The sequence below is a fragment of the Thioalkalivibrio sp. ALE20 genome (genome assembly GCF_000381405.1).
GTDB lineage: Bacteria > Pseudomonadota > Gammaproteobacteria > Ectothiorhodospirales > Ectothiorhodospiraceae > Thioalkalivibrio.
On sequence record NZ_KB906471.1, the window covers coordinates 605,580 to 627,500 of the forward strand.

Consider the following 21,921-nt stretch of genomic DNA (forward strand, 5'->3'; position numbering starts at 1 on the left):
ATCGAATCGGGCATTATACCCGTGACCGGGGGTCCCCTGCAGCCGCGGTGACGAAGTGCATTCGCGGGCGTGACAAGGGATAATCCGCGCATGACCACGATCGCCGGAACCATCGCCGTTTTTCTGTACCTGATCGCGCTGGGCTACCTGGCCCTGGGGATACGCGACCGACCGCTGGCCGCCGGGCAGCCACGCGGACCGCTGGCAGTGTGGCTGCTGGCGCTGATCGCCCACGTTGTGGCGCTGGTACCGGCGGTTGTCACCGGCACCGGCTGGAACCTGTGCCTGGGCAACGCCCTGTCGGCCTCGATGTGGCTGGTGGCGGCCCTGCTGTGGGTCACCGCCCTGCGCCACCCGCTGGCGATCCTGGGCATGGTGGTCCTGCCACTGACCCTGCTGGCCGCACTGACCGCACTGCTGTGCGACGGCGACGCCCGCTACGCTACCTCGGCCGGAATCGCGGTGCACGTACTGTTTTCGGCGCTGGGCTGGGCCTTCCTCGCCCTGTCCACCGCCCAGGCTGCGGTGATGACCGCCCAGCACCGCGCCCTGCACGACCACCACACGCGCGGGATCGTACGCTACCTGCCGCCGCTGTTCTCCATGGAACTGTGGCTGTTCCGCATGATCTTCATCGGCTGGCTGTTCCTCGGGCTGAGCCTGATCTCGGGCATGATCTTCGTCGACGACCTGTTCGCTCAGGACCTGGTGCACAAGTCGGTGCTGTCGATCCTGGCCTGGGTCATCTTCTCCGTGCTCCTGCTGGGGCGCTGGCGCCTGGGCTGGCGCGGATCGCGCGCGCTGGCCTGGACCACCGGCGGCTTCGTCGCGCTGGTGCTGGCCTACTTCGGCACCAAGCTGGTGCTGGAGGTCATCCTCGGGCGCGTCTGAGCCCCTGCCCCCGCGCTTGACAGCCTCGCGGGGCTTGCCTGAAATGGAATCCGCCCACACCTGACCGCAGGTCCCCCCGTTGCAAGAGATCCCGCTGTCCGTCCTGTTCGGCGCGCTGCTCGTGCTGTTCCTGCTGTCGGCCTTTTTCTCCGGCTCGGAGACGGCGCTGATGGCGCTGAACCGCTACCGCATGCGCCATCGCGCCCAGACCGGGCATCGCGGGGCGGCCATCGCCGCGCGCCTGCTGGATCAGCCCGACCGCCTGATCGGGCTGATCCTGCTGGGCAACAACTTCGTCAATATCCTGATCGCCCAGATCGCAACCATCATCGGCTGGCGGCTGTTCGGCGACACCGGGGTGGCCATCGCCACCGGCGTGCTGACCCTGACCCTGCTGATCTTCGCCGAGACCGCCCCCAAGACCCTGGCGGCCCTGCACAGCGAGCGGGTGGCCTACCCGGCGGCGCGCATCTACCGCGTACTGATGCGGGTGCTGTGGCCGGTGGTGTGGCTGGTCAACCTGCTGGCCAACAACTTCCTGCGGCTGTTCGGGGTGCCGGTGGATGCCCGCCAGCGCTCGGCCCTCAGCGCGGACGAGCTGCGCAGCGTGGTCTCCGAGGCGGGCTCGCTGATCCCTCCGAACCACCGCCGCATGCTGCTCAACCTGCTGGATCTGGAACGGGCCACGGTCGAGGACATCATGATCCCGCGTAACGAGATCGTGGTGCTGGACCTGACCGAGCCATGGAACGAGGTGCTGGACCAGCTGCTGCACGGCAGCTTCACCCGGTTGCCGGTGGTCGAGGGCGAACTGGACCGGGTGCTGGGCTTTCTGCACCTGCGCGATGTCCTGCCGCTGATCGAGCGCGACGAGTTCGGCCCCGACGAGCTGCGCCAGGTCGTCACGCCGCCCTGCTTCATCCCCGAAGGCACGCCGCTGAACCGCCAGCTGATCAACTTCCAGCAGCAGCGCCGCCGGATCGGCCTGGTGGTGGATGAATACGGTGACATCCAGGGGCTGATCACCCTGGAGGACCTGCTGGAGGACATCGTCGGCGAGTTCACCACCGACTCGCCGACCATGAGCGACGACGTGCTGTTCCAGGACGACGGCGCGGCCATGGTCGACGGCGGCATCCACCTGCGCGAGATCAACCGGGCGCTGGCGCTGGACCTGCCGCTGGACGGCCCGCGCACCCTCAGCGGCCTGATCGTGGAGCACCTCGAGAGCATCCCCGAAGCCCCGGTCAGCGTGCGCATCAACGGCGTGGTAATGGACATCGTGCAGATCAAGAACAACACCATCCGCACCGTGCGCATCCCGCCGGAACACCACAGCCCGACCACCCCGGAAGACTGACATGGCCCGCAGCAAGACCCAGTACATCTGCCGCGCCTGCGGCGCGACCTCGCCCAAATGGGCCGGCCAGTGCGGGGAATGCGGCGCCTGGAACACCCTCGAGGAGGCCGCGCCGGTCGCCTCCGCCGGGCCGCGCGGCGGCGGCTATGCCGGCGAGAGCGCACGCATCACCCGGCTGGGCGAGGTCGAGACGGGCGAGCTGCCGCGCACCTCCACCGGGATCTCGGAACTCGACCGGGCGCTGGGCGGCGGCCTGGTCACCGGCTCGGTGATCCTGATCGGCGGCGACCCCGGCATCGGCAAGTCCACCCTGCTGCTGCAGACCCTGGCCGCCCTGCCACCGGAGCAGACCCTGTATGTGACCGGCGAGGAATCGGCCCAGCAGGTGAGCATGCGCGGGCAGCGCCTGGGGCTGGAGGTGGACGGCCTGCGCCTGCTGACCGAGACGCAGGTGGAAAACATCATCGCCACCTGCGAAAGCGAACGCCCCGGGGTGCTGGTGATCGACTCGATCCAGACCCTGTTCACCGCCGCTTCGCAGTCCGCACCGGGTTCGGTCAGCCAGGTGCGCGATGCCGCCGCCGCGCTGGTCCGGCTGGCCAAGCAGCGCGGCATCACCGTGATCCTGGTCGGCCACGTGACCAAGGACGGGCAGCTGGCCGGCCCGCGCATCCTCGAACACATGGTCGACACCGTGCTGTACTTCGAGGGCGATCCGGACGGGCGCTACCGCATGCTGCGGGCGGTCAAGAACCGCTTCGGCGCGGTCAACGAGCTGGGCGTGTTCGCGATGCTGGAGACCGGACTGAAGCCCGTCTCCAACCCCTCGGCAATCTTCCTGTCACGCCACGAGAACCCGGTGCCCGGCAGCGTAGTGATGGTCACCCGCGAAGGTACGCGCCCGCTGCTGGTGGAGGTCCAGGCCCTGGTCGCCGAGAGCCACGCCTCGCAGCCACGGCGCATCACCGTGGGCCTGGAGCAGAACCGCCTGACCATGCTGCTGGCGGTGCTGCACCGCCATGGCGGCGTGGCCCTGTTCGACCAGGACGTGTTCATCAACGTCGTCGGCGGCGTCCGAGTGACCGAGACCGCCGCCGACCTGCCGATGCTGGCCGCCGCCCTGTCCAGCCTGCGCGACCGCCCCCTGCCGCAGGAACTGCTGGCCTTCGGCGAGGTGGGCCTGGCCGGGGAGATCCGCCCGGTCCCCAACGGCGAGGAACGCCTGCGCGAGGCCGCCAAGCACGGCTACACCCGCGCCATCGCCCCCGCCGCCAACGCCCCGCGCAAGCCGATCAAGGGCATGGAGGTGGTCGCCGTCTCGCGACTGGGCGAAGTCCTCGACGCACTGTAGCCGAGCGCCCCCGGCCTACTGCGCACTCGCCAGCCCTCACCCCAATCGGGTACCTTCTCTGGCGGTACGCAACCAGGCGAGACCTGACAGCTAACGTTGAAGCTCAGCTGCGGCGAAGCCGTCGGCTGCAGCGCCTGGTTAGCTCTTGCACTAATCTCCAGCGATACATCACCTTTGCCGCCAACTTTGATTTGTACTCTTTCTTGTAATCCACGCTGTAAACTTCAGTCCTTCCTACTTCTAGGACGCTAATTTCGTCGCACCAAAGCTCGTGATACCCATGAGAGGTATCCATAGAAAAAAGCAGGCGGTTCGGAATGTCTGCGGTTCCGGTCACCTTTATGCGAAGATCTGTGTTCGCATTTGCAGGTACTTCAAACTCTGACTTTCCCATGAACAGCGCCTCTCGACTGGAAAGACGTTCAGAGTACTCCGGCTCGCCTCCGAACTTTTTCTGGACCTCAAATATTTTTCTCCTATAACAGTCAATGCGCTTGGTCGTGACCGGATAAGGCTGTCGATTCTTCGTCACCAAGATGAACGTCATATCTTCCGACGCCTTGTGCACGACCACTCGAACAATTTTCAAGGGTTTTCTAGTGCTGCGGTACCACCCGACCAAAACAGAGATAATAGCCACAATCGCCGCAAGTGAGGCAAGAATATCGACGAAGGTCTTGAAGTCCATCCTCTCTCCAGGAGCTAACGCCTTGCTCACCGGTAAATTACGAGCGCAGCGAGTAATTTATCCGAGTGCAGCTTTTTGTTAGGCATGGCTAGATCAAGGACCTCAGCTTAAGCAGCACTTCTTGTATTTTCTCCCGCTTCCACATGGGCACTTTTCATTGCGCCCAATCTTCTTAGATTTCCTAGTTACTGTTTCAAACTTAACCTTCTTTTTTCTTTTCAACGATTGCGGCTTAGGAAGATCCTTAGTCATCTCATCCATTTCATCTGACTGCTGCCATTTGAAATCGCTATTAACGCCAAATCTCAATCTTTGGGAGCTGGCGCCAATGCACACACCGAACCATTGGTTAGCCTTCTGATCATATTTCCTTAGCTCACAATGACGCTCCAATCGCTTCGCAGCCTCGGCGTCCGAGTTATCATTACAATGAATAGTAAGCCCCGTCCTGCCTTCACTAATGCCAAGCGTTAAATCATGATGCTTACCATCTTTTTTCCCCAGCTCAACTAGTTTCGATATGCCGCCATTTATCATTTCGATTGTGTCGCCACTAAGTGTCAACAGCATAAATCCGAAATCTATAGTGGCTGGATGGTCGCGTGTTTCAATGTCCTTGATCAATTTATCGAAGTGCGTTCCTTCGTACTTTGTCAATATCCCATCTGGAGTCTCGCTACCAGGAATGCCATCCCGCCTTGCCAGCATTGCAAGATCTAGGTCAGCGCAGATGTCATCTTCTAGCTGCATCATTGTATACTCCCCATCCATCCAAAGATTTTGTTTTAGATGGTATGACAAGATTGTTAGCTCGTGCGTGGATAATATTTTATCGCCATACAGCGTTCTTCTATTGACGTAGCTTAGAAAATGCAGAGGAGAATCCAGCATCTCCGTTACGACATCCAAGAAGAAGACATCCATCACAAAAGCTGGCTTGATCACATCAGTAGGCTTTTGCTCGAGGAACTGCCTAGCTTGAAATGACAAAGCTGGATAATGATCAGAAACCACGCAGAAAGGATAAATCTCCTTGAACTCTCTGTTAATCGCTATTTCATTAGCATGTTCATCGAAAAGCTTGTAGTTACTATCATTTAAATAATTCGAGCATGAAAGGGCTTGATCATATGCATCTTGCACAGCGTTCTTGAAGTCGTCCTTCAGAGATAAGTCATTCCCTTTGCGAGCAGCTATAGTTAGCTTTTTTGACTTTGCCTGCAACACTATTGCTCTGTTTGCAAACACAACAAGCACATCTATTTCACCGGCTTTATTGTTCTTATCGTCTACTATATCAACGTTTTGAAAGACTCGCTTTTCTCCGAAAACACGCTTAAGCCGTCTGCTTGAAAATTCTTCTGTAAACTCACCACGATGACGCATCGCAATATTTTTATACGATGCATCCGAATTAAACCAGAAAAATGGTGTCTCGTAGAACGCCTCTACCAAACTGTAATTCTGAAACAATAGATATTTATCTTCTTGCAGCCTTATGATTGGATAGGCGTTTATCGGATTAAAGTCGTCCAAGGACTTAAAATCGCTCTGCCCAATTGGTGAAACAAACGATTTAATAATATTTTTAACAATCTCTGCATCCAATTCGGACTTCTCGACTATTTCTCCTAAGGAAAGGGTATAGGCCTCAAAGACAGTCCATTCATCTGGATGTTTATCAATCAGACTAACAAAGACATCATTAATCTTATCGTTCTGTAACGCCTGAATTGACGAAATGGCGGAGATGGCTTGCTCTAGTGAATAGCCCTTGTTTTCAATCAGCCATGCATTATCTTTTCTATACTTATCTTTTGATAAATCTCTATACTGAAAGTGATATGCTGATTCACCACCATAAAAAATTGATTCTCTTAATAAGGCGCCAGAGGTGAATGGGTTAAAGTTATCATCCCCAATTTTAGTGGGGTTAAATACCTCTTGCATTGGCGGCATCATGGATTGATGCAATTCCTGAAGTAGAGCATCAGTTCTACTAACATACTCTTGCATCAGATCTGGCGAAGGCAATGTTTCATCTATATCCTTTTTACATGCCAGTCCAATTAGTGTAGATATTTCTGTTCTTACCAAACGCTCCATTGAGAATTGTTGCAATACGTCTTCAGGCTTCACTTCATCGGCGTACCTGATGGTATTATCTCGAAAACAGAAATATGCGATTGCGTGAATGTAACCAGGAGATTGACAAAGATCCTCTAGTTCTTTGAATACGTCGCTTTCATTTCTAGCTTTTTTATTTAGCGGCATTCACCACTCTCCAGATTGCATTGCCTAACAGCAGATTAGACAGAATCTGCCATATTGCCGATAGACAGAATCTGTATATCACCTGATCCTCGCGGCACCGCTCCTTTCTCTGGCCGCTTCTGCTCCGACAGTTTAGCCATGATGGAATCATGGCTAAACAGGGAGGGGGAACTCATGGCGACAGAAAGCCGTGCCGGAAGGGGATGCGGTTTGGCGGAGAGGCACCGGAACGTGCCTGTTTTCATGGAGTTAACCGACAGGTGGGCCACCGATAAGCTGTCCGGGCGGAACGGTTTATCACTTCGCTACCAGGGCGTTGCCTGGCGGACCCTAGGGCGGGGGCATTGCTCAGCACCGGATTAGCGCGAGGCAGAAATCGTCGGTACAGGGTTGGCAATTCGGGTGGGGCCGGAGATGCTATACGGAATCTGTATAACGTCGTGAAGACAGAATTGGATGGGATAGTCCGGCTCGGAGTTCTGGCGAGGTTTGGCACGCGAGCGTCGGACGGGAACCTGAACCTGCCGCCGTCCGGTTCGACCGGGCCTGCACACGAAAAAGGCGCCCGAAGGCGCCTTTTTCACTGCTGCGCGTGGAAGTCCGCGCGTCAGTTCACGGCGTCGAGATCCGCCGCCAGCGATTCGCGCATGCCCTCGGGCACGGCGTCCACGCGGTGGTTGTAATTCTCGTGCTCCACGCCCGCGGCGATGGCCGCGCCGGACTTGACCGCCGATACCATCGCCGGGGTCAGCTCGAAGCGCAGGAAGTGCACCGACGAGGTCTTGTCCTCGGTCTCGCGGTCGAGGTCTTCGTTGGCGATGGGGTAGACCTTGTCGTGGCCTTCCACCTGCACCCAGGTCACGCGCTCGATGCCGATCAGCTTCGACAGCTGCACCTTGCGCTCGTCCGCGTCGGGGAATTCGACCATCATGGTCGCCTTCCAGTTGGAGCCGTCCGGGATCAGCGGGTTGTAGGCACCCAGCTCGTCCTCGATGCCTTCGCGGTCGAAGATCTTCTCGACCCGCAGCATCTCCTGGATCTGGTACTGCATGGTCATGCGATCCTCGAAGTGCAGGGTGACCGCAGGACCGATCTGCAGCACGCGGTGGCGCTTGTGCTCCATCACGTCGCGGCGGAAATTGGGCCGTACCTCGGAATACTGTTCCAGGGAATACAGGTCGTCACGGCTGAGCTTGTCCACGTTTTCCTCCGTTACCATGTTCTCACCTCCTCGAGCACCGGGAGCCACATCACCCGCACGGGGCATCAGTGGTCGTGATGCTGGCTTTTGTCGGTGTAGTCCTTGTCGGACCAGAGATTGTCTTTGAGTTCGCGATCGAACACCGGGTTCCGGCGCCGGATCCACTCCAGCACCATCGCCGCATGTTCGATCTCCTCGTCGCGGTTGTGCGCGAGGATCGCCTTCAGTTCGGGATCCTTGCAGGCGTCCATGCGCTGCTGGTACCAGTCGACCGCCTCGAGCTCTTCCATCAGCGAAACGATGGCGCGATGCATCTCGCGCGATTCGTCGCTGAGCTCCTCGACCGGTTCGTGGTAGCTGTCACTGGCCATTCGCTTCCCTCCTGATGGGTGTTACAGCCCGTAGGCCTGACGCAGCAGCGTCAGCGGGTGCTCGGGCTGCTTGTCGTCGTCCTTCATGCCGTTCTCGATCATGTGGCCGGCCATCGGGCAGTCACTGGAGAAGTGGTCGGCCTCGGCCTTGGTCACGCGGTTCACGACCGGACGGCAGATCTTGCTGGCCGTCTCGTAGAACTCGCTTTTCACGCCATAGGTACCGTCATGCCCGGAACAGCGCTCGACGGTCTCGATCTCGGTGTCCGGCACCAGCTTGAGCAGATCGCGGGTCTTCAGGCCCATGTTCTGCACGCGCAGATGGCAGGCGGCGTGATACGCGATCTTGCCCAGCTTTTCCGGGAAGTCGGTGTTCAGCTTGCCGTCCTTGTGGCGCTCCATCAGGTACTCGAACGGGTCGAAGATACGATCGCGTACCGTGGCCACGTCCTGCTCATCGGGGAACATCAGCGGCAGTTCCTGCTTGTACATCAGCACGCAGGATGGCACCGGGGCGACGATGTCGTAGCCCTGGTCGATCATCTTCTTCATCGCCGGGATGTTCGCGTCCTTGGAGGCCTCCACGGACTCCAGGTCACCCAGCTCGAGCTTGGGCATGCCGCAGCACTGCTCCTTCTCGACCAGCGTGACCTCGATGCCGTTGTGCTCGAAGACCTTGACCAGGTCCTCGACCAGGTGCGGCTCGTTGTAATTGCCGTAGCAGGTGGCATACAGCGCGACCCGGCCCTGAGTGGCACCGGCCGGTTCCGGGTTGCTCACCCCGCCGGACACCTTCGACACGCGCGAACGGCCCTTGTTCGAGTGATACTCGGGCACCGGGGCGTCCGGGTGCACGCCGACGGTCTTGTCCAGCAGCTTGCGCACGGTTCCGTTCTTGTTGGCCGCGTTGACCGCGCCGGCCACCACCGGAATGCCCGCCAGCTTGCCCACCGTGTCGGTACTGGAGAGCAGTTTGTGCGAGGTCTTCGCACCCTCGTTCTGGAACCGGAATGCCTTGGCCCGCAGCATCAGGTGCGGGAAATCCACGTTCCACTCGTGCGGCGGGACGTAGGGGCACTTGGTCAGGTAGCACAGGTCGCACAGGTAGCAGTGATCCACCACCTGCCAGAAATCTTTCTTGTCGACCCCGTCGACTTCCATGGTCTCGGATTCGTCGACCAGATCGAACAGCGTGGGGAATGAATGACACAGACTGACGCAGCGCCGGCAGCCGTGGCAGATATCGAAGACGCGCTCGAGTTCGTTGAACAACGATTCCTCGTTGTAGAACTCGGGGTTCTTCCAGTCCAGTGGATGGCGGGTCGGGGCTTCGAGACTGCCTTCACGTTGATGGGTCGGCGCAGACATTCATCCCTCCGGATGTTCTGATTGTTCTGTTCTTGCAGACAAGACGGGGCCGGCTGAGCCGGCCCCGCTGCGGGACACGAGCCGCGACGATCAGTCGTCCAGCTGGTCCAGCGCCTTCTGGAAGCGGTTGGCGTGGGAACGCTCCGCCTTGGCCAGGGTTTCGAACCAGTCGGCGACTTCGTCGAAGCCTTCGTCGCGCGCGGTCTTGGCCATGCCCGGGTACATGTCGGTGTACTCGTGGGTCTCGCCGGCGACCGCGGTCTTCAGGTTGGCTTCGGTACCACCGAATTCCAGGCCGGTGGCCGGGTCACCACAGTCCTCGAGGTACTCGAGATGCCCATGGGCGTGGCCAGTTTCACCTTCCGCGGTGGAGCGGAACACGGTAGCCACGTCATTGTAGCCTTCCACGTCCGCCTTCGAAGCGAAGTACAGATAGCGACGGTTCGCCATCGATTCGCCGGCAAACGCTTCCTTCAGGGCTTCTTCGGTCTTGCTGCCTTTCAGATCCATGATGTCTCTCCTTCTTCGTATGGGTTCTACACAGACACAGCGAGCGAGTGTCGCATCGAGTGCAGACAGTGATTTAGACTCTGTCTAAACCGTACGGCAAATGTATGCCCTGTCCCCGGCCCTGTCAACCTGCCCCCTCGTGCTTTTCACGCACGCGCGGATCCGGTACTTTGGCCGCTTTTGCAGCCGACAATCGCCATGTCCGACGAGACTCCCGATCCCGCACCCGGAACCCCGGCCGACTTCGAAGCCAGCCTGGAGGCCCTGGAGACCCTGGTGGCCCGCATGGAGTCGGGCGAGCTGGGTCTGGAACAGTCGCTGGAGGAGTTCCAGCAGGGTATGCAGCTGGTCGATCGCTGCCAGCGGGCCCTCGACGAGGCCCAGCGGCGCATGGAAGCCCTGACCACCGAAACCTCCGGCAACCCGGAAGCCGCCAGCGGGACCCCGCCCGCGACGGATGACGATGACCCGGTGCCCTTCTGATCCGGACCCGCGGACGCCCGACGTGACAGCCACCACCTCGCCCGAACAGGCCATCCCCGCGTATCAGGAACGCATCGAGGGGGTCCTGGACCGAGCCCTCGATCCGGCCGGCGCGCCCGACGCCCGGCTGATCGAGGCAATGCGCTATGCCACCCTCTCCGGCGGCAAGCGCCTGCGCCCGCTGCTGGTATATGCCACCGGCAAGGCCCTGGGGGCCCCGCAGGACGCGCTGGATGCCGCAGCCGCGGCGGTGGAGATGATCCACGTCTACTCGCTCATCCACGACGACCTTCCGGCGATGGATGACGACGAACTGCGGCGCGGACGCCCGACCTGTCATCGGGCCTACGACGAAGCCACCGCGATCCTCGCCGGCGACGCCCTGCAGGCGCAGGCCTTTGTCACGCTGTCGAGCGGGACGGCGGCACTGCCGGCCGGGCGCGCCCCGGTCATGCTGCAGGAACTGGCCCGCGCCGCCGGCCTGCAGGGCATGGCCGGGGGCCAGGCCATCGATCTGGGAGCCTGCGGCGGGCGCCTGGATCTGCCGGGGCTGGAGGGCATGCACCGGCTGAAGACCGGCGCCCTGATCCGCGCCTCGGTTCGCCTGGGCGGGCTGGCCGGCGGCGCCGACGACGCCCTGCTGGCGCGCCTGACCGACTACGCCGAATGCATCGGCCTGGCCTTCCAGATCCGCGACGACATCCTGGACGTCGAGGGTGATCCGGAGACCCTGGGCAAGGCCTGCGGAGCGGATGCGCGCCTGGACAAGTCGACCTTCCCCGCGCTGATGGGCCTGGAAGCCTCGCGCGAACGCGCGGTGGCGCTGGTCGACCAGGCCCTGGAGGCGCTGCAACCCCTGGATGCAGAGGCCGATTTGCTTCGCCATCTCGCGCGTTACATTGTCGACCGCATCCACTGAGCCGGTGCCCTCCGCGATGCAAGCCACCCCCCTCCTCGATGCCATCGAGTGGCCTTCCGATCTGCGCGCCCGGCCGGGCGCCGAACTGCCGGAGATTGCCCGGGAGCTGCGCACCTTTCTTATCGACAGTGTCTCGCGCACCGGCGGACATCTGGCCGCCAACCTCGGGACGGTGGAACTGGCGATCGCCCTGCACTACGCCTTTGATACCCCGGACGACCGGATCGTCTGGGACGTGGGGCACCAGGCCTATGCGCACAAGATCCTGACCGGGCGGCGCGAGGCCATGGCGACCCTGCGCCAGCACGGCGGACTGGCGGGCTTCCCCAAGCGCGCGGAGAGCGAATACGACGCCTTCGGCGCCGGGCATTCCAGCACCTCCATCAGCGCCGCCGCGGGCATGGCCCTGGCCGCCCGCCACGCAGGCCTCGACCGGCGCCACGTGGCGGTGATCGGCGACGGCGCGATGACCGCCGGGATGGCCTTCGAGGCGCTCAACCACATCGGCGAGCTGGACTGCAACCTGCTGGTCATCCTCAACGACAACGACATGTCCATCTCGCCCAACGTGGGCGCGATGAACCAGTACTTCACCCGGCTGCTGTCGGGGCGCCTGTACAGCTCGATGCGCGAGGGCTCCAAGCGCATGCTGGAGTTCGTGCCGCCGATGAAGGCGTTCGCCCAGCGCGCCGAGGAGCACATGAAGGGCATGCTGGTGCCCGGCACGCTGTTCGAAGAACTGGGCTTTCGCTATTTCGGGCCGGTCGACGGTCACGATGTCAGCGGTCTGGCCGGCATCCTCAAGAACCTGCGCGGCGGGCACGGACCGCAGCTGCTGCACGTGGTCACCCGCAAGGGCCAGGGCTATGCCCCGGCCGAAGAGGACCCCTGCCGCTATCACGGCGTGTCCAAGTTCGAACCGGAGAACGGTCTCGCCCCCTCCGGCCCGAAGGCACCGACCTACACCGACGTCTTCAGCCAGTGGCTGTGCGACCAGGCGGCGGCCGACGAGCGCCTGCTGGGCATCACCCCGGCGATGCGCGAGGGCTCGGGCCTGGTCGCCTTCTCCGAACAGTACCCGCAGCGCTACTTCGACGTCGGCATCGCCGAGCAGCACGCAGTGACCCTGGCGGCCGGCATGGCCTGCGAGGGCCAGCACCCGGTGGTGGCGATCTACTCGACCTTCCTGCAGCGGGCCATGGACCAGGTCATCCATGATGTCGCCCTGCAGGATCTGCCGGTGCTGTTCGCCATCGACCGGGCCGGCATCGTCGGCGCCGACGGCCCCACCCATGCCGGTACCTTCGACATCGCCCTGCTGCGCAGCGTACCCAACCTGCTGCTGATGGCCCCGGCCGACGAGGCCGAATGCCGCCGCATGCTGGCGACCGGCTTTGCCTGGAACGGCCCGGCCGCGGTGCGCTATCCGCGCGGCAGCGGCCCGGGCACGGAGCCGGGCGACCGTCTGGATCCGCTGCCGGTGGGCGAGGCCGAGATCCGTCGCGAGGCGGGCCCGGACGGTGCGGGGGAACGCATCGCCATCCTGTCCTTCGGCGCCCTGCTGGATACGGCGCTGGAGGCCGGCGAAGCCCTGGATGCGACGGTCGTCAACATGCGCTTCGTCAAGCCGCTGGATACCGCCTGCCTGGCCCGCCTGGCGGCGGAACACGACCGCCTGGTGACGCTGGAGGATCATGCCCGCGCCGGCGGCGCCGGCAGCGCGGTCCTGGAGTGGCTGTCGGCGGAGGGGCTCGACATCCCCTGCCAGACCCTCGGCATCCCCGACCGCTTCACCGAACACGGGCCGCGCGAGACCATCCTCGCCGAATGCGGTCTCGATACCGCCGGCGTGCTGGCAGCGATTCGCCACGCGGCCGGGCAGGAGAATTGCGCCGCACCGGGCGGCCGGCTAGGCTTTGCAGGCTGACAGCCATCTCCCGGCCCGCCGGCCGACCGCTTCCGGAATCCGAACATGAGTGCCCGCTATACCCTGCGCGTCCTGACCGACTTCGCCTCCGCGCACACCCTGCGCGATTACCCGGGGCAGTGCGCGAACATGCACGGCCACAACTGGAAGGTGGAAGCCGAGGTCGAGGCCGAAACCCTGGACGACACCGGAATGGCGGTGGATTTCAAGGTGGTCAAGAGCGCCGCACGCGAGATCGCCGGGCAGCTGGACCATCGTTACCTCAACGACGTGCCGCCGTTCGACACGGTCAACCCCACCGCGGAGAACATCGCCCGCTGGTTCTTCCGCGAGATGGCGGAACGCCTGAACCGCCCCGGGCTGCGCGTCAGCGCCCTGACCCTGTGGGAGACCGACCGCGCCTGCGTGCGCTACAGCGAGGACGGCTAGACCCCCACCCACTCCACCCGCGCCCCGCCTCAAGCACCGTCATTGCGGAGGGCCGCAGGGGGCCGGGCTCAGGTTATCGCGCGCATCGTCATCGCGACGGGTTATCGCCCGCATCGTCATCGCGAGGAGCGAAGCGACGTGGCGATCTCCGTCCGGGACCATCTGAGCCCGTATCTGACTCGGCGCCAGCTTCGGAAGGTTGCCGCGTTGCCTGCGGCTCCTCGCAATGACGGGGCCGGATTTTCCTTCGCGGTTGTTGCAGCACGACCTGCGCCACCTACAGGTTGTTGGAAGCGTAATCCGCCAGCCGCGAGCGCTCGCCGCGGGTGAGCGTGATGTGCCCGCTGTGCGTCCATTCACGGAAGCGGTCCACCACATAGGTCAGCCCCGAGGTGGTCTCGGTGAGATACGGGGTGTCGATCTGCGCGATGTTGCCCAGCGCGACGATCTTGGTCCCCGGCCCGGCACGGGTGATCAGCGTCTTCATCTGCTTGCTGGTGAGGTTCTGCGCCTCGTCCAGGATGATGTAGCGGCTGAGGAAGGTACGCCCGCGCATGAAGTTGAGCGAGCGAATCTTGATGCGGCTGGTCAGGATGTCCCCGCTGGCCGCCCGGCCCCATTCCCCGGCCCCTTCGGTGTTGCCGCCGAGGACCTCGAGATTGTCCATCAGGGCCCCCATCCAGGGGGTCATCTTCTCCTCTTCGGTACCCGGCAGGAAGCCGATGTCCTCGCCCACCGGCACCGTTACCCGGGTCATGATGATTTCCTTGTAGGTCCCGTCCTCGAGCGTTTGCGCCAGGCCGGCCGCCAGGGTCAGCAGCGTCTTGCCGGTCCCCGCCGCTCCCACCAGCGAGACGAAATCGACCTCCGGATCCATCAGCAGATTGAGCGCGAGATTCTGTTCGCGGTTGCGGGCATTGATGCCCCAGACCGTGTGCCGGGGATTCATATAGTCGTCCACCAGCTCGATCACGGCGCTCTCGGCCGGCCGATCCACCTCCAGCACGATGGCACTCAGGGGCTGTTCGCCCTCGCGATAGACGAACTGGTTGGGATGCCATTCCGCAACCAGCGGCCCCTTCACCCGGTAATAGGTCCGGCCGGCCTCCTGCCAGGAATCCATCGCCGCGCCGTGGGTGTCCCAGAAGTCCCCGGGCAGCTCCTGCATCCCCGAGTACAGCAGAGAAACGTCATCCAGCACCTGGTCGTTGTGATAATCCTCCGCATGCAGGCCGATCACCGCAGCCTTGATGCGCAGGTTGATGTCCTTGGACACCAGGGTCACCCGGACATCCGGGAGCTCCTCTTCCAGCGCCCGTGCGGTGCTGAGGATATCGTTGTCGGCCGAAGAGCCCGGCAGCGACTCGGGCAAGTGCGAATTCAGGCTGCGGGTCTGGAAAAACAGCCGGCCATGGCCGCCGAGATCCGAGTCCTCCAGCGACGTCGCGGTCAGCGACAGCCCGGCGACAATCGCTTCGTGGGTGGCCCCGGTCATCAGCTCGTCGATGAACCGGCTCACCTGACGCACGTTGCGCGCCACCTCGGAGACCCCCTTCTTGCCCCGGTCCAGCTCTTCCAGGACCACCATCGGCAGGAAGATGTCGTGTTCCTTGAAACGGAACAGCGCGGTGGGGTCGTGCATCAGGACATTGGTGTCCAGCACGAACAGATGACGGCCGGGTTCGCGGTCTTCGATCATCGGGCCTCCGGGGCGCAGGGGCAGGGGCAGAAACGCGCTCGATGTCAGCCCGAGAGTTCACGCACCGCGGCGAGCACCTCGTCCACGTGGCCGGGGACTTTCACCTTGCGCCATTCCCGGCGCAGCACGCCGTCCGCGTCGATCAGGAACGTGGAGCGCTCGATGCCGCGCACCTGCTTGCCGTACATGTTCTTCATGCCAATGACGTCGAAGGCCTCGCACAGGCGCTCGTCCGCATCGCTGAGCAGGTCGAACGGCAGCTCCTGCTTGCTGCGGAAATTCTCGTGGCTCTTCACGCTGTCGCGCGAGCACCCGAGGATCACCGCCCCCGCTGCCTCGAAATCGGCCAGACGCTCGGCAAAGTCACGGCTCTCGTTGGTACACCCCGGCGTGTTGTCCTTGGGGTAGAAATACAGGACCACCATGCGCCCGCGGAAATCCTCCAGCGCCAGCTCCTGGTCGCCGGTGGCCGGCAGGCGGATATCGGCAGGTACGGGCTGATCGATCGCAACCGTCATTCTCGTGTCTCCGGTCGGGGACGGGGCGGCATTCAGGCCTTGATCGGCTCCAGCACCCCGTCGAGATTGAGTTCGTCGCAGAAGTCCATGAATTCGCCCCGCAGCGTCGCCAGATGCTGCGCGGCCGGGATGTCGATCACGATGTTCGCCGCGAACATGCGGGCGCCCGTCTGCTGCGCCGTGTAGACGCGACTTTGTACATCCCGCAGGTTGACGCCTCGTGTGGCGAAGAAGTTCGCCAGGCCGTGCAGGAGCCCCGGGGCATCCAGGGCGATGACGTCCACGGCATAGGCCATGGCGGCCTCTCCGGCCTCCTCCAGCGGCCCGCGACGCGCGGTCACCACCAGCCCGCTCTCGCGTTCCAGACGTTCCAGCCGCCCTTCCAGGGTCGCCAGGGTCTTCCAGTTTCCGCTGGCGGTCACCGCCATGCAGGCGTAGCCGGAAAGCACCACCATGCGGCTGGCTTCCAGATTGCAACCGGATTCGGCGACGTGCTGGGTCACCTGAGTCACCAGGCCCGGCCGGTCCGGCCCCAGCAGACTCAGCACCAGCTCGGTGTGCGTACCGGCCCCGACGACCTCAGCCACGGGCCCGGCCTCCTGCGACCGGCGAGCAGGATGGCGAACGGCAATGGCGCATCGCGTGGATCATGATGCCGGAACATATCACCTCCCCGGGTACAGGCCAACGCGGCGCTTTCTTGAATGCCCTGTCAGTCCCCCGTTAGACTGCACCATTACTTGTCCTGGAGGGGGCGATGTTTCAAGGCAGCATGGTCGCGCTCGCGACCCCGATGCACGCCGATGGCAGCCTGGACTGGCCAGCGCTGGATCGGCTGCTGGAATTCCATGTCGAGTCGGGTACCGACGCCATCGTCGCCGTGGGCACCACCGGCGAATCGGCCACCCTCGATTTCGACGAACACTGCGAGGCCATCGCGCACGTCGTGCGCACCATCGATGGCCGGCTCCCGGTCATTGCCGGAACCGGAGCCAACTCCACCCGCGAGGCCATCGCCCTGACCCGGTGCGCGAAGGAAGCCGGTGCCGATGCCTGCCTGCTGGTCGCCCCCTACTACAACAAGCCCACCCAGGAAGGCCTGTATCTTCATCACAAGGCCATCGCCGAGGCGGTGGACATCCCGCAGATCCTGTACAACGTGCCCGGTCGGACGGCGGTCGACATCCTGCCCGAAACGGTCGAACGCCTTGCCGCGGTGCCCAACATCGTGGGCATCAAGGAAGCCACCGGAAGCAACGAGCGCACCGCCGAACTGGTCGAACGCGTCGGCAGCCGCCTGGACCTGTTCAGCGGCGAGGATGCCAACGGACTTGCCTTCATGCTGGCCGGCGGCCACGGCGTCATCTCGGTCACGGCGAACGTCGCGCCGCGTCTGATGTCGGAGATGTGCCGAGCGGTACGCGAAGGCGATGCCGAACGAGCCCGCGAGATCAACCGCCAGCTGGACGGACTGCACTCGGCCCTGTTCCTGGAAGCCAACCCGATCCCGGTCAAATGGGCGCTGCAGCAGATGGGCATGATGGAAGAAGGCATCCGCCTCCCGCTGACACCGCTTTCAGCTCCGTTTCACGCCCCGGTTCTGGACGCCATGCGCCAGGCCGGCATCGAGGTATGAACCGTTCATGACCCGTTTTTCGTCCTTTTCCGCTCGTACGACCGTACGCGCTTACCTGCCCGCGGCGCTGCCCCTGGCCGTCGCCCTCGCACTGGGTACCGCCGGCTGCGCCGGTACCGATGACCGTGGCCCGGTATATCAGGAATCCCGTCAGGCCCCTGACCTCGAGGTTCCGCCCGAACTCAGTGCCCCCGACAGCCGCGACGGCTACCGCGTCCCCGACGCGCCGGGAGAACGCGTCAGTGCCCGCGAGATGCAGCAGCCCGATACCCGACAGACCGGCACACCCGGCGGAACGGGCGCCCTGGCGCCGCGCGCAGGCGAGGTCCAGGTGCTGCCCGAAGACAGCGATGTACAGATCTGGCGTGACGGCGATACGCGCTGGCTGACGGTCGATACCGACCCGGACGACCTGTGGAATCGCCTGGCCGCGTTCTGGGACAGCCAGAACCTGCCGCTGGAACGCAACGAACCGGAAGTCGGCATCATGGAAACCCAGTGGGCCGAAGACCGCGCCGGTATCCCGTTCAGCGGCACCCGCGGCTTCATCGCCCGGACCATTGGCGGTCTCTACGACTCGAACACCCGTGACCGGTATCGCCTGCGCGTCGAACGCGAGGAGGACGGCCGAACCGCGGTCTACATCACCCATCGCGGGGCCGAAGAACAGCCCGTGGGAGAAGAACGCTTCCTCTGGGTTTCCCGCCCCTCCGAGCCGGAGCTGGAAGCAGAAATGCTCAATCGCCTGCGCCTGTTCCTGCTCACGGGCGACCCCGGCGAAGGCGGGCAGCGCGCCGACGAATCCGAGGTCCAGCGGGTCCCGGGCGCACGCCTCGAGAATGTCGGCGACGAACTGGTTCTTCGCTTTGACAGCGAAACGGACCAGGTATGGCGGCACCTCGGCACGCGCCTCGACCGATCCGGCCTCCTCGTCGACGAACGCGACCGCCGCAGCGGCGTGCACGAAGTCACCTATCGCCCGGACAGCGCCGACGAAGACGAAGGTGGCTTCTTCAGCCGCCTGTTCGGTCGTGGTGACCGCCGCGCAGACACGCGCTACCGGCTCGAACTTTCCGCGGACAACGGCCAGTCCCTCCTGCGTGCACGGGACATCGAGGGCGAACCGCTGGACGAGGACGACACCCGGTTCCTCCTCGAACGGATCGAGGAAGAATTTCGCCGCTGATCGCCCAGCACCGGCACCGTCGGCATGCTGCACTACTGTTCTCTTGGAAGCGGGAGCGGCGGAAACGCACTGGTCGTGCGCGCCCGCCACACCTGCATCATGATCGACTGCGGCTTCTCCGCTCAGGAGACCGAACGTCGGCTCGCGCGCGCAGGCCTGCAGCCCGAGCAGCTGAACGCACTCCTGATCACGCACGAGCACGGCGACCATATCGGCGCTGCCGGCGCGTTCTCCCGACGCCACGGAATCCCCGTGTACGCTTCCCACGGCACCCTGCGAGCCGCACGCGACAATCGCTTCCCGAGCACGCTGGAAATCACCAGCGACTCTCCGATCGAGATCCGCGACCTGCGGGTGACTCCGTTCACCGTCCCACATGACTCGCGAGAACCCACACAGTTCACGTTGTCCGATGGCGACCGCGAGCTGGCACTAATGACCGACGCCGGTCATGTCACGCCCCACATGGTCGAGATCGCCGCCCGCGTCGACGGACTCCTGCTCGAATGCAACCACGAGCCGGATATGCTCCAGGCCGGCCCGTATCCCGAGCGTCTCAAGGAACGTATTCGCGGAGGATGGGGCCATCTCCCCAATCACGCGGCGCGTGACCTGCTCCGACGGGCCGACAACCGAAAGCTGCGTTCGCTGATCGGGATGCATCTGTCGACCGACAACAACCATCCCGACCACGCCCGGAAAGCACTCGCAGATGGCGTCGGCGCGGCGCCGACCGAGATGGAACTCGCCACTCAGGAAGAAGGGTTCAGCTGGCGCGAGCTCTAGGGAATAGCCACAGAAACGCAGCCCGCTCGCTGCCAGAATCTACTTCCGCGATTCGCGGAGGAAATAGAGCCCGCCAAGGATCATCACCACACCCACAACGGTCGCGAACCACCCGCCAAATCCGCCATCCTCACGGGGGGCGATCGGCGAGAAATGGACCTGCTGCCCCAGCAGCGCATACGCGCCCACGGCAATAAGCACCAGGCCCACAACCACCAGGCCACCATCTGTCCGCTTGTTCGCCACAGCTACCTCCCGCCGGTCGTCCGGCGTCACACGAACACACAATCAGGCATAAAAAAAGCCCGACCCCTCGCAAGAGGAATCGGGCTTTCGGTGTAAATGCCTGGCGGTGACCTACTCTCACGAGGGGAGGCCCCTAACTACCATCGGCGCAGAGCAGTTTCACTTCCGAGTTCGGGATGGGATCGGGTGGTTCCTGCTCGCTATAGCCGCCAGGCAAACTGGCTGGACAGCGCTCACTGTCCAAATTCGGAATGCAACTAGGTGATGTGTCAGAAGAGACCAACAACCATTTGGGTGTTATATGGTCAAGCCGCACGGGCAATTAGTACTGGTTAGCTTCACGCGTTACCGCGCTTCCACACCCAGCCTATCAACGTTGTCGTCTTCAACGGCCCTTCAGGGAGCTCGAAGCTCCAGGGAGATCTCATCTCCAGGTGGGTTTCCCGCTTAGATGCTTTCAGCGGTTATCCCTTCCGCACTTAGCTACCCGGCAATGCCACTGGCGTGACAACCGGAACACCAGAGGTGCGTCCATCCCGGTCCTCTCGTACTAGGGACAGATCCTGTCAAATCTCCGACGCCCACGGCAGATAGGGACCGAACTGTCTCACGACGTTCTAAACCCAGCTCGCGTACCACTTTAAATGGCGAACAGCCATACCCTTGGGACCTGCTTCAGCCCCAGGATGTGATGAGCCGACATCGAGGTGCCAAACACTGCCGTCGATATGGACTCTTGGGCAGTATCAGCCTGTTATCCCCGGAGTACCTTTTATCCGTTGAGCGATGGCCCTTCCATACAGAACCACCGGATCACTAAGACCTGCTTTCGCACCTGCTCGACGTGTCTGTCTCGCAGTCAAGCACCCTTATGCCTTTGCACTCGTCGCGCGATTTCCGACCGCGCTGAGGGTACCTTCGCACTCCTCCGTTACTCTTTGGGAGGAGACCGCCCCAGTCAAACTACCCACCACACACGGTCCTCGACCCGGATAACGGGCCTGAGTTAGAACTCCAAACTTGCAAGGGTGGTATTTCAAGGATGGCTCCACCGAGACTGGCGTCCCGGTTTCAAAGCCTCCCACCTATCCTACACAAACAAGCTCAAAGTTCAGTGTGAAGCTGTAGTAAAGGTTCACGGGGTCTTTCCGTCTGGCCGCGGGTACACAGCATCTTCACTGCGATTTCAATTTCACTGAGTCTCGGGTGGAGACAGCGCCGCCATCGTTACGCCATTCGTGCAGGTCGGAACTTACCCGACAAGGAATTTCGCTACCTTAGGACCGTTATAGTTACGGCCGCCGTTTACCGGGGCTTCGATCAAGGGCTTCGCCGAAGCTAACCCCATCAATTAACCTTCCGGCACCGGGCAGGCGTCACACCCTATACGTCCTCTTTCGAGTTAGCAGAGTGCTGTGTTTTTAGTAAACAGTCGCAGCGGCCTGGTCTCTGCGACCTCGAACAGCTCGGGGAGCGAGTCCCGTCACCATCCGAGGCGTACCTTCTCCCGAAGTTACGGTACCATTTTGCCTAGTTCCTTCACCCGAGTTTCCTCAAGCGCCTTGGGATTCTCACCCTGCCCACCTGTGTCGGTTTGGAGTACGGTCTCGCGTTAACTGAAGCTTAGAGGCTTTTCCTGGAAGCAGGGCATCAGTGACTTCGCTCCCTTGGGAGCTCGTCATCACATCTCAGGATATGTACCCCCGGATTTGCCTAGGAGTACTCCCTACATGCTTGAACCGGGCACCAACAGCCGGATCACTTAGCCTTCTCCGTCCCCCCATCGCATTAACGCGAGGTACAGGAATATTAACCTGTTTCCCATCGACTACGCATTTCTGCCTCGCCTTAGGGGCCGACTAACCCTGCGCCGATTAACGTTGCGCAGGAAACCTTGGGCTTTCGGCGGATGGGTTTTTCACCCATCTTATCGTTACTCATGTCAGCATTCGCACTTCTGATACCTCCAGCATGCCTCTCGACACACCTTCACAGGCTTACAGAACGCTCCTCTACCACCTGCAAAGCAGGTCCGCAGCTTCGGTACATGGCTTTAGCCCCGTTAAATCTTCCGCGCA

The 21,921-nt window shown here is 62.5% G+C and carries 20 protein-coding genes and 2 rRNA genes (1 of these 22 cut by a window edge); 10 read left to right on the forward strand and 12 right to left on the reverse strand.

Annotated elements, in window-relative coordinates; genetic code table 11:
• The first annotated feature begins 90 nt into the window (after positions 1-90).
• The 3 genes from F790_RS0102930 (at position 91) to radA (ending at position 3,602) form a co-directional block, all read left to right on the forward strand.
• Positions 91-891: an inner membrane protein YpjD gene (locus F790_RS0102930; protein ID WP_019590800.1), complete on the forward strand. Its 801-nt coding sequence runs from the start codon at positions 91-93 to the stop codon at positions 889-891.
• Between the two features lie 79 nt (positions 892-970).
• Positions 971-2,251 carry an HlyC/CorC family transporter gene (locus F790_RS0102935; protein ID WP_019590801.1) on the forward strand — a complete coding sequence of 427 codons (1,281 nt, stop codon included), beginning with the start codon at positions 971-973 and terminating at the stop codon, positions 2,249-2,251.
• Position 2,252: 1 nt separating this feature from the next.
• Positions 2,253-3,602 carry a DNA repair protein RadA gene (radA, locus tag F790_RS0102940; RefSeq protein WP_018870611.1) on the forward strand — a complete coding sequence of 450 codons (1,350 nt, stop codon included), beginning with the start codon at positions 2,253-2,255 and terminating at the stop codon, positions 3,600-3,602.
• Between the two features lie 103 nt (positions 3,603-3,705).
• On the opposite strand, the gene F790_RS14470 is transcribed toward radA, so the two are convergent.
• From F790_RS14470 to F790_RS0102960, 6 genes are all read right to left on the reverse strand, one after another.
• The gene (locus tag F790_RS14470; protein WP_156824317.1) at positions 3,706-4,290 is read right to left on the reverse strand and encodes a hypothetical protein; all 585 of its coding nucleotides are present in this window, start codon (positions 4,288-4,290) and stop codon (positions 3,706-3,708) included.
• Between the two features lie 102 nt (positions 4,291-4,392).
• Positions 4,393-6,564 carry an SEC-C metal-binding domain-containing protein gene (locus F790_RS14780; RefSeq protein WP_083938850.1) on the reverse strand — a complete coding sequence of 724 codons (2,172 nt, stop codon included), beginning with the start codon at positions 6,562-6,564 and terminating at the stop codon, positions 4,393-4,395.
• 607 nt (positions 6,565-7,171) lie between these two features.
• Positions 7,172-7,783 (reverse strand): DUF3501 family protein, encoded by a 612-nt coding sequence (locus tag F790_RS0102945; protein WP_019590802.1) that lies wholly within the window; start codon positions 7,781-7,783, stop codon positions 7,172-7,174.
• Positions 7,784-7,830: 47 nt separating this feature from the next.
• Positions 7,831-8,136, reverse strand: a complete 306-nt coding sequence (locus tag F790_RS0102950) for an encapsulin-associated ferritin-like protein (protein ID WP_019021378.1) — start codon at positions 8,134-8,136, stop codon at positions 7,831-7,833.
• 21 nt (positions 8,137-8,157) lie between these two features.
• The gene (locus F790_RS0102955) at positions 8,158-9,504 is read right to left on the reverse strand and encodes a heterodisulfide reductase-related iron-sulfur binding cluster (protein ID WP_019021379.1); all 1,347 of its coding nucleotides are present in this window, start codon (positions 9,502-9,504) and stop codon (positions 8,158-8,160) included.
• 90 nt (positions 9,505-9,594) lie between these two features.
• Complete coding sequence (locus F790_RS0102960; RefSeq protein ID WP_018870615.1) at positions 9,595-10,014, reverse strand: rubrerythrin family protein; 420 nt, start codon at positions 10,012-10,014, stop codon at positions 9,595-9,597.
• A gap of 198 nt (positions 10,015-10,212) precedes the next feature.
• On the opposite strand from F790_RS0102960, the gene xseB reads away from it, so the two are divergent.
• From xseB to queD, 4 genes are read left to right on the forward strand one after another with little or no spacing between them, the layout of a single operon-like run.
• Complete coding sequence (gene xseB, locus F790_RS0102965; RefSeq protein ID WP_018870616.1) at positions 10,213-10,497, forward strand: exodeoxyribonuclease VII small subunit; 285 nt, start codon at positions 10,213-10,215, stop codon at positions 10,495-10,497.
• Positions 10,478-11,416 (forward strand): (2E,6E)-farnesyl diphosphate synthase, encoded by a 939-nt coding sequence (gene ispA, locus F790_RS0102970; protein WP_051075351.1) that lies wholly within the window; start codon positions 10,478-10,480, stop codon positions 11,414-11,416. Before xseB ends, ispA begins: the two co-directional genes overlap by 20 nt.
• A gap of 16 nt (positions 11,417-11,432) precedes the next feature.
• On the forward strand, positions 11,433-13,343 hold the full coding sequence (dxs, locus tag F790_RS0102975; RefSeq protein WP_019569247.1) for a 1-deoxy-D-xylulose-5-phosphate synthase: 1,911 nt from the start codon (positions 11,433-11,435) through the stop codon (positions 13,341-13,343).
• A gap of 45 nt (positions 13,344-13,388) precedes the next feature.
• Complete coding sequence (gene queD / locus F790_RS0102980; protein ID WP_019021382.1) at positions 13,389-13,772, forward strand: 6-carboxytetrahydropterin synthase QueD; 384 nt, start codon at positions 13,389-13,391, stop codon at positions 13,770-13,772.
• A 277-nt stretch (positions 13,773-14,049) separates the two neighbouring features.
• Here queD and F790_RS0102985 read toward each other — a convergent pair whose 3' ends face one another.
• The 3 genes from F790_RS0102985 to F790_RS0102995 are packed head-to-tail and all read right to left on the reverse strand — an operon-like array spanning position 14,050 to position 16,576.
• Positions 14,050-15,471 (reverse strand): PhoH family protein, encoded by a 1,422-nt coding sequence (locus F790_RS0102985; protein WP_019590803.1) that lies wholly within the window; start codon positions 15,469-15,471, stop codon positions 14,050-14,052.
• 44 nt (positions 15,472-15,515) lie between these two features.
• Positions 15,516-15,989 (reverse strand): peroxiredoxin, encoded by a 474-nt coding sequence (locus F790_RS0102990; protein WP_019590804.1) that lies wholly within the window; start codon positions 15,987-15,989, stop codon positions 15,516-15,518.
• Between the two features lie 32 nt (positions 15,990-16,021).
• A complete protein-coding gene (locus F790_RS0102995) occupies positions 16,022-16,576 on the reverse strand; it encodes a glycine cleavage system protein R (RefSeq protein ID WP_018870622.1) in 555 nt (184 codons plus the stop codon).
• A gap of 170 nt (positions 16,577-16,746) precedes the next feature.
• Here F790_RS0102995 and dapA point away from each other — a divergent pair, with 170 nt between their 5' ends.
• Genes dapA through F790_RS0103010 form a run of 3 tightly spaced genes read left to right on the forward strand, consistent with a single transcriptional unit; the run spans position 16,747 to position 19,597 of the window.
• Positions 16,747-17,625 carry a 4-hydroxy-tetrahydrodipicolinate synthase gene (gene dapA, locus F790_RS0103000; RefSeq protein ID WP_019590805.1) on the forward strand — a complete coding sequence of 293 codons (879 nt, stop codon included), beginning with the start codon at positions 16,747-16,749 and terminating at the stop codon, positions 17,623-17,625.
• Positions 17,626-17,632: 7 nt separating this feature from the next.
• Entirely contained in the window at positions 17,633-18,811 is a 1,179-nt protein-coding gene (gene bamC / locus F790_RS0103005; protein WP_019590806.1) for an outer membrane protein assembly factor BamC, read from the forward strand.
• A gap of 24 nt (positions 18,812-18,835) precedes the next feature.
• Positions 18,836-19,597, forward strand: coding sequence for an MBL fold metallo-hydrolase (locus F790_RS0103010; protein WP_026332835.1), 762 nt, complete (start codon positions 18,836-18,838; stop codon positions 19,595-19,597).
• 39 nt (positions 19,598-19,636) lie between these two features.
• On the opposite strand, the gene F790_RS0103015 is transcribed toward F790_RS0103010, so the two are convergent.
• The 3 genes from F790_RS0103015 to F790_RS0103025 all read right to left on the reverse strand — a co-directional run.
• Positions 19,637-19,843 (reverse strand): hypothetical protein, encoded by a 207-nt coding sequence (locus tag F790_RS0103015; RefSeq protein ID WP_018870626.1) that lies wholly within the window; start codon positions 19,841-19,843, stop codon positions 19,637-19,639.
• A gap of 98 nt (positions 19,844-19,941) precedes the next feature.
• Positions 19,942-20,057, reverse strand: a 5S ribosomal RNA gene (rrf, locus tag F790_RS0103020).
• Between the two features lie 87 nt (positions 20,058-20,144).
• Positions 20,145-21,921 (reverse strand): 23S ribosomal RNA (locus F790_RS0103025); it runs 1,102 nt beyond the window's last position.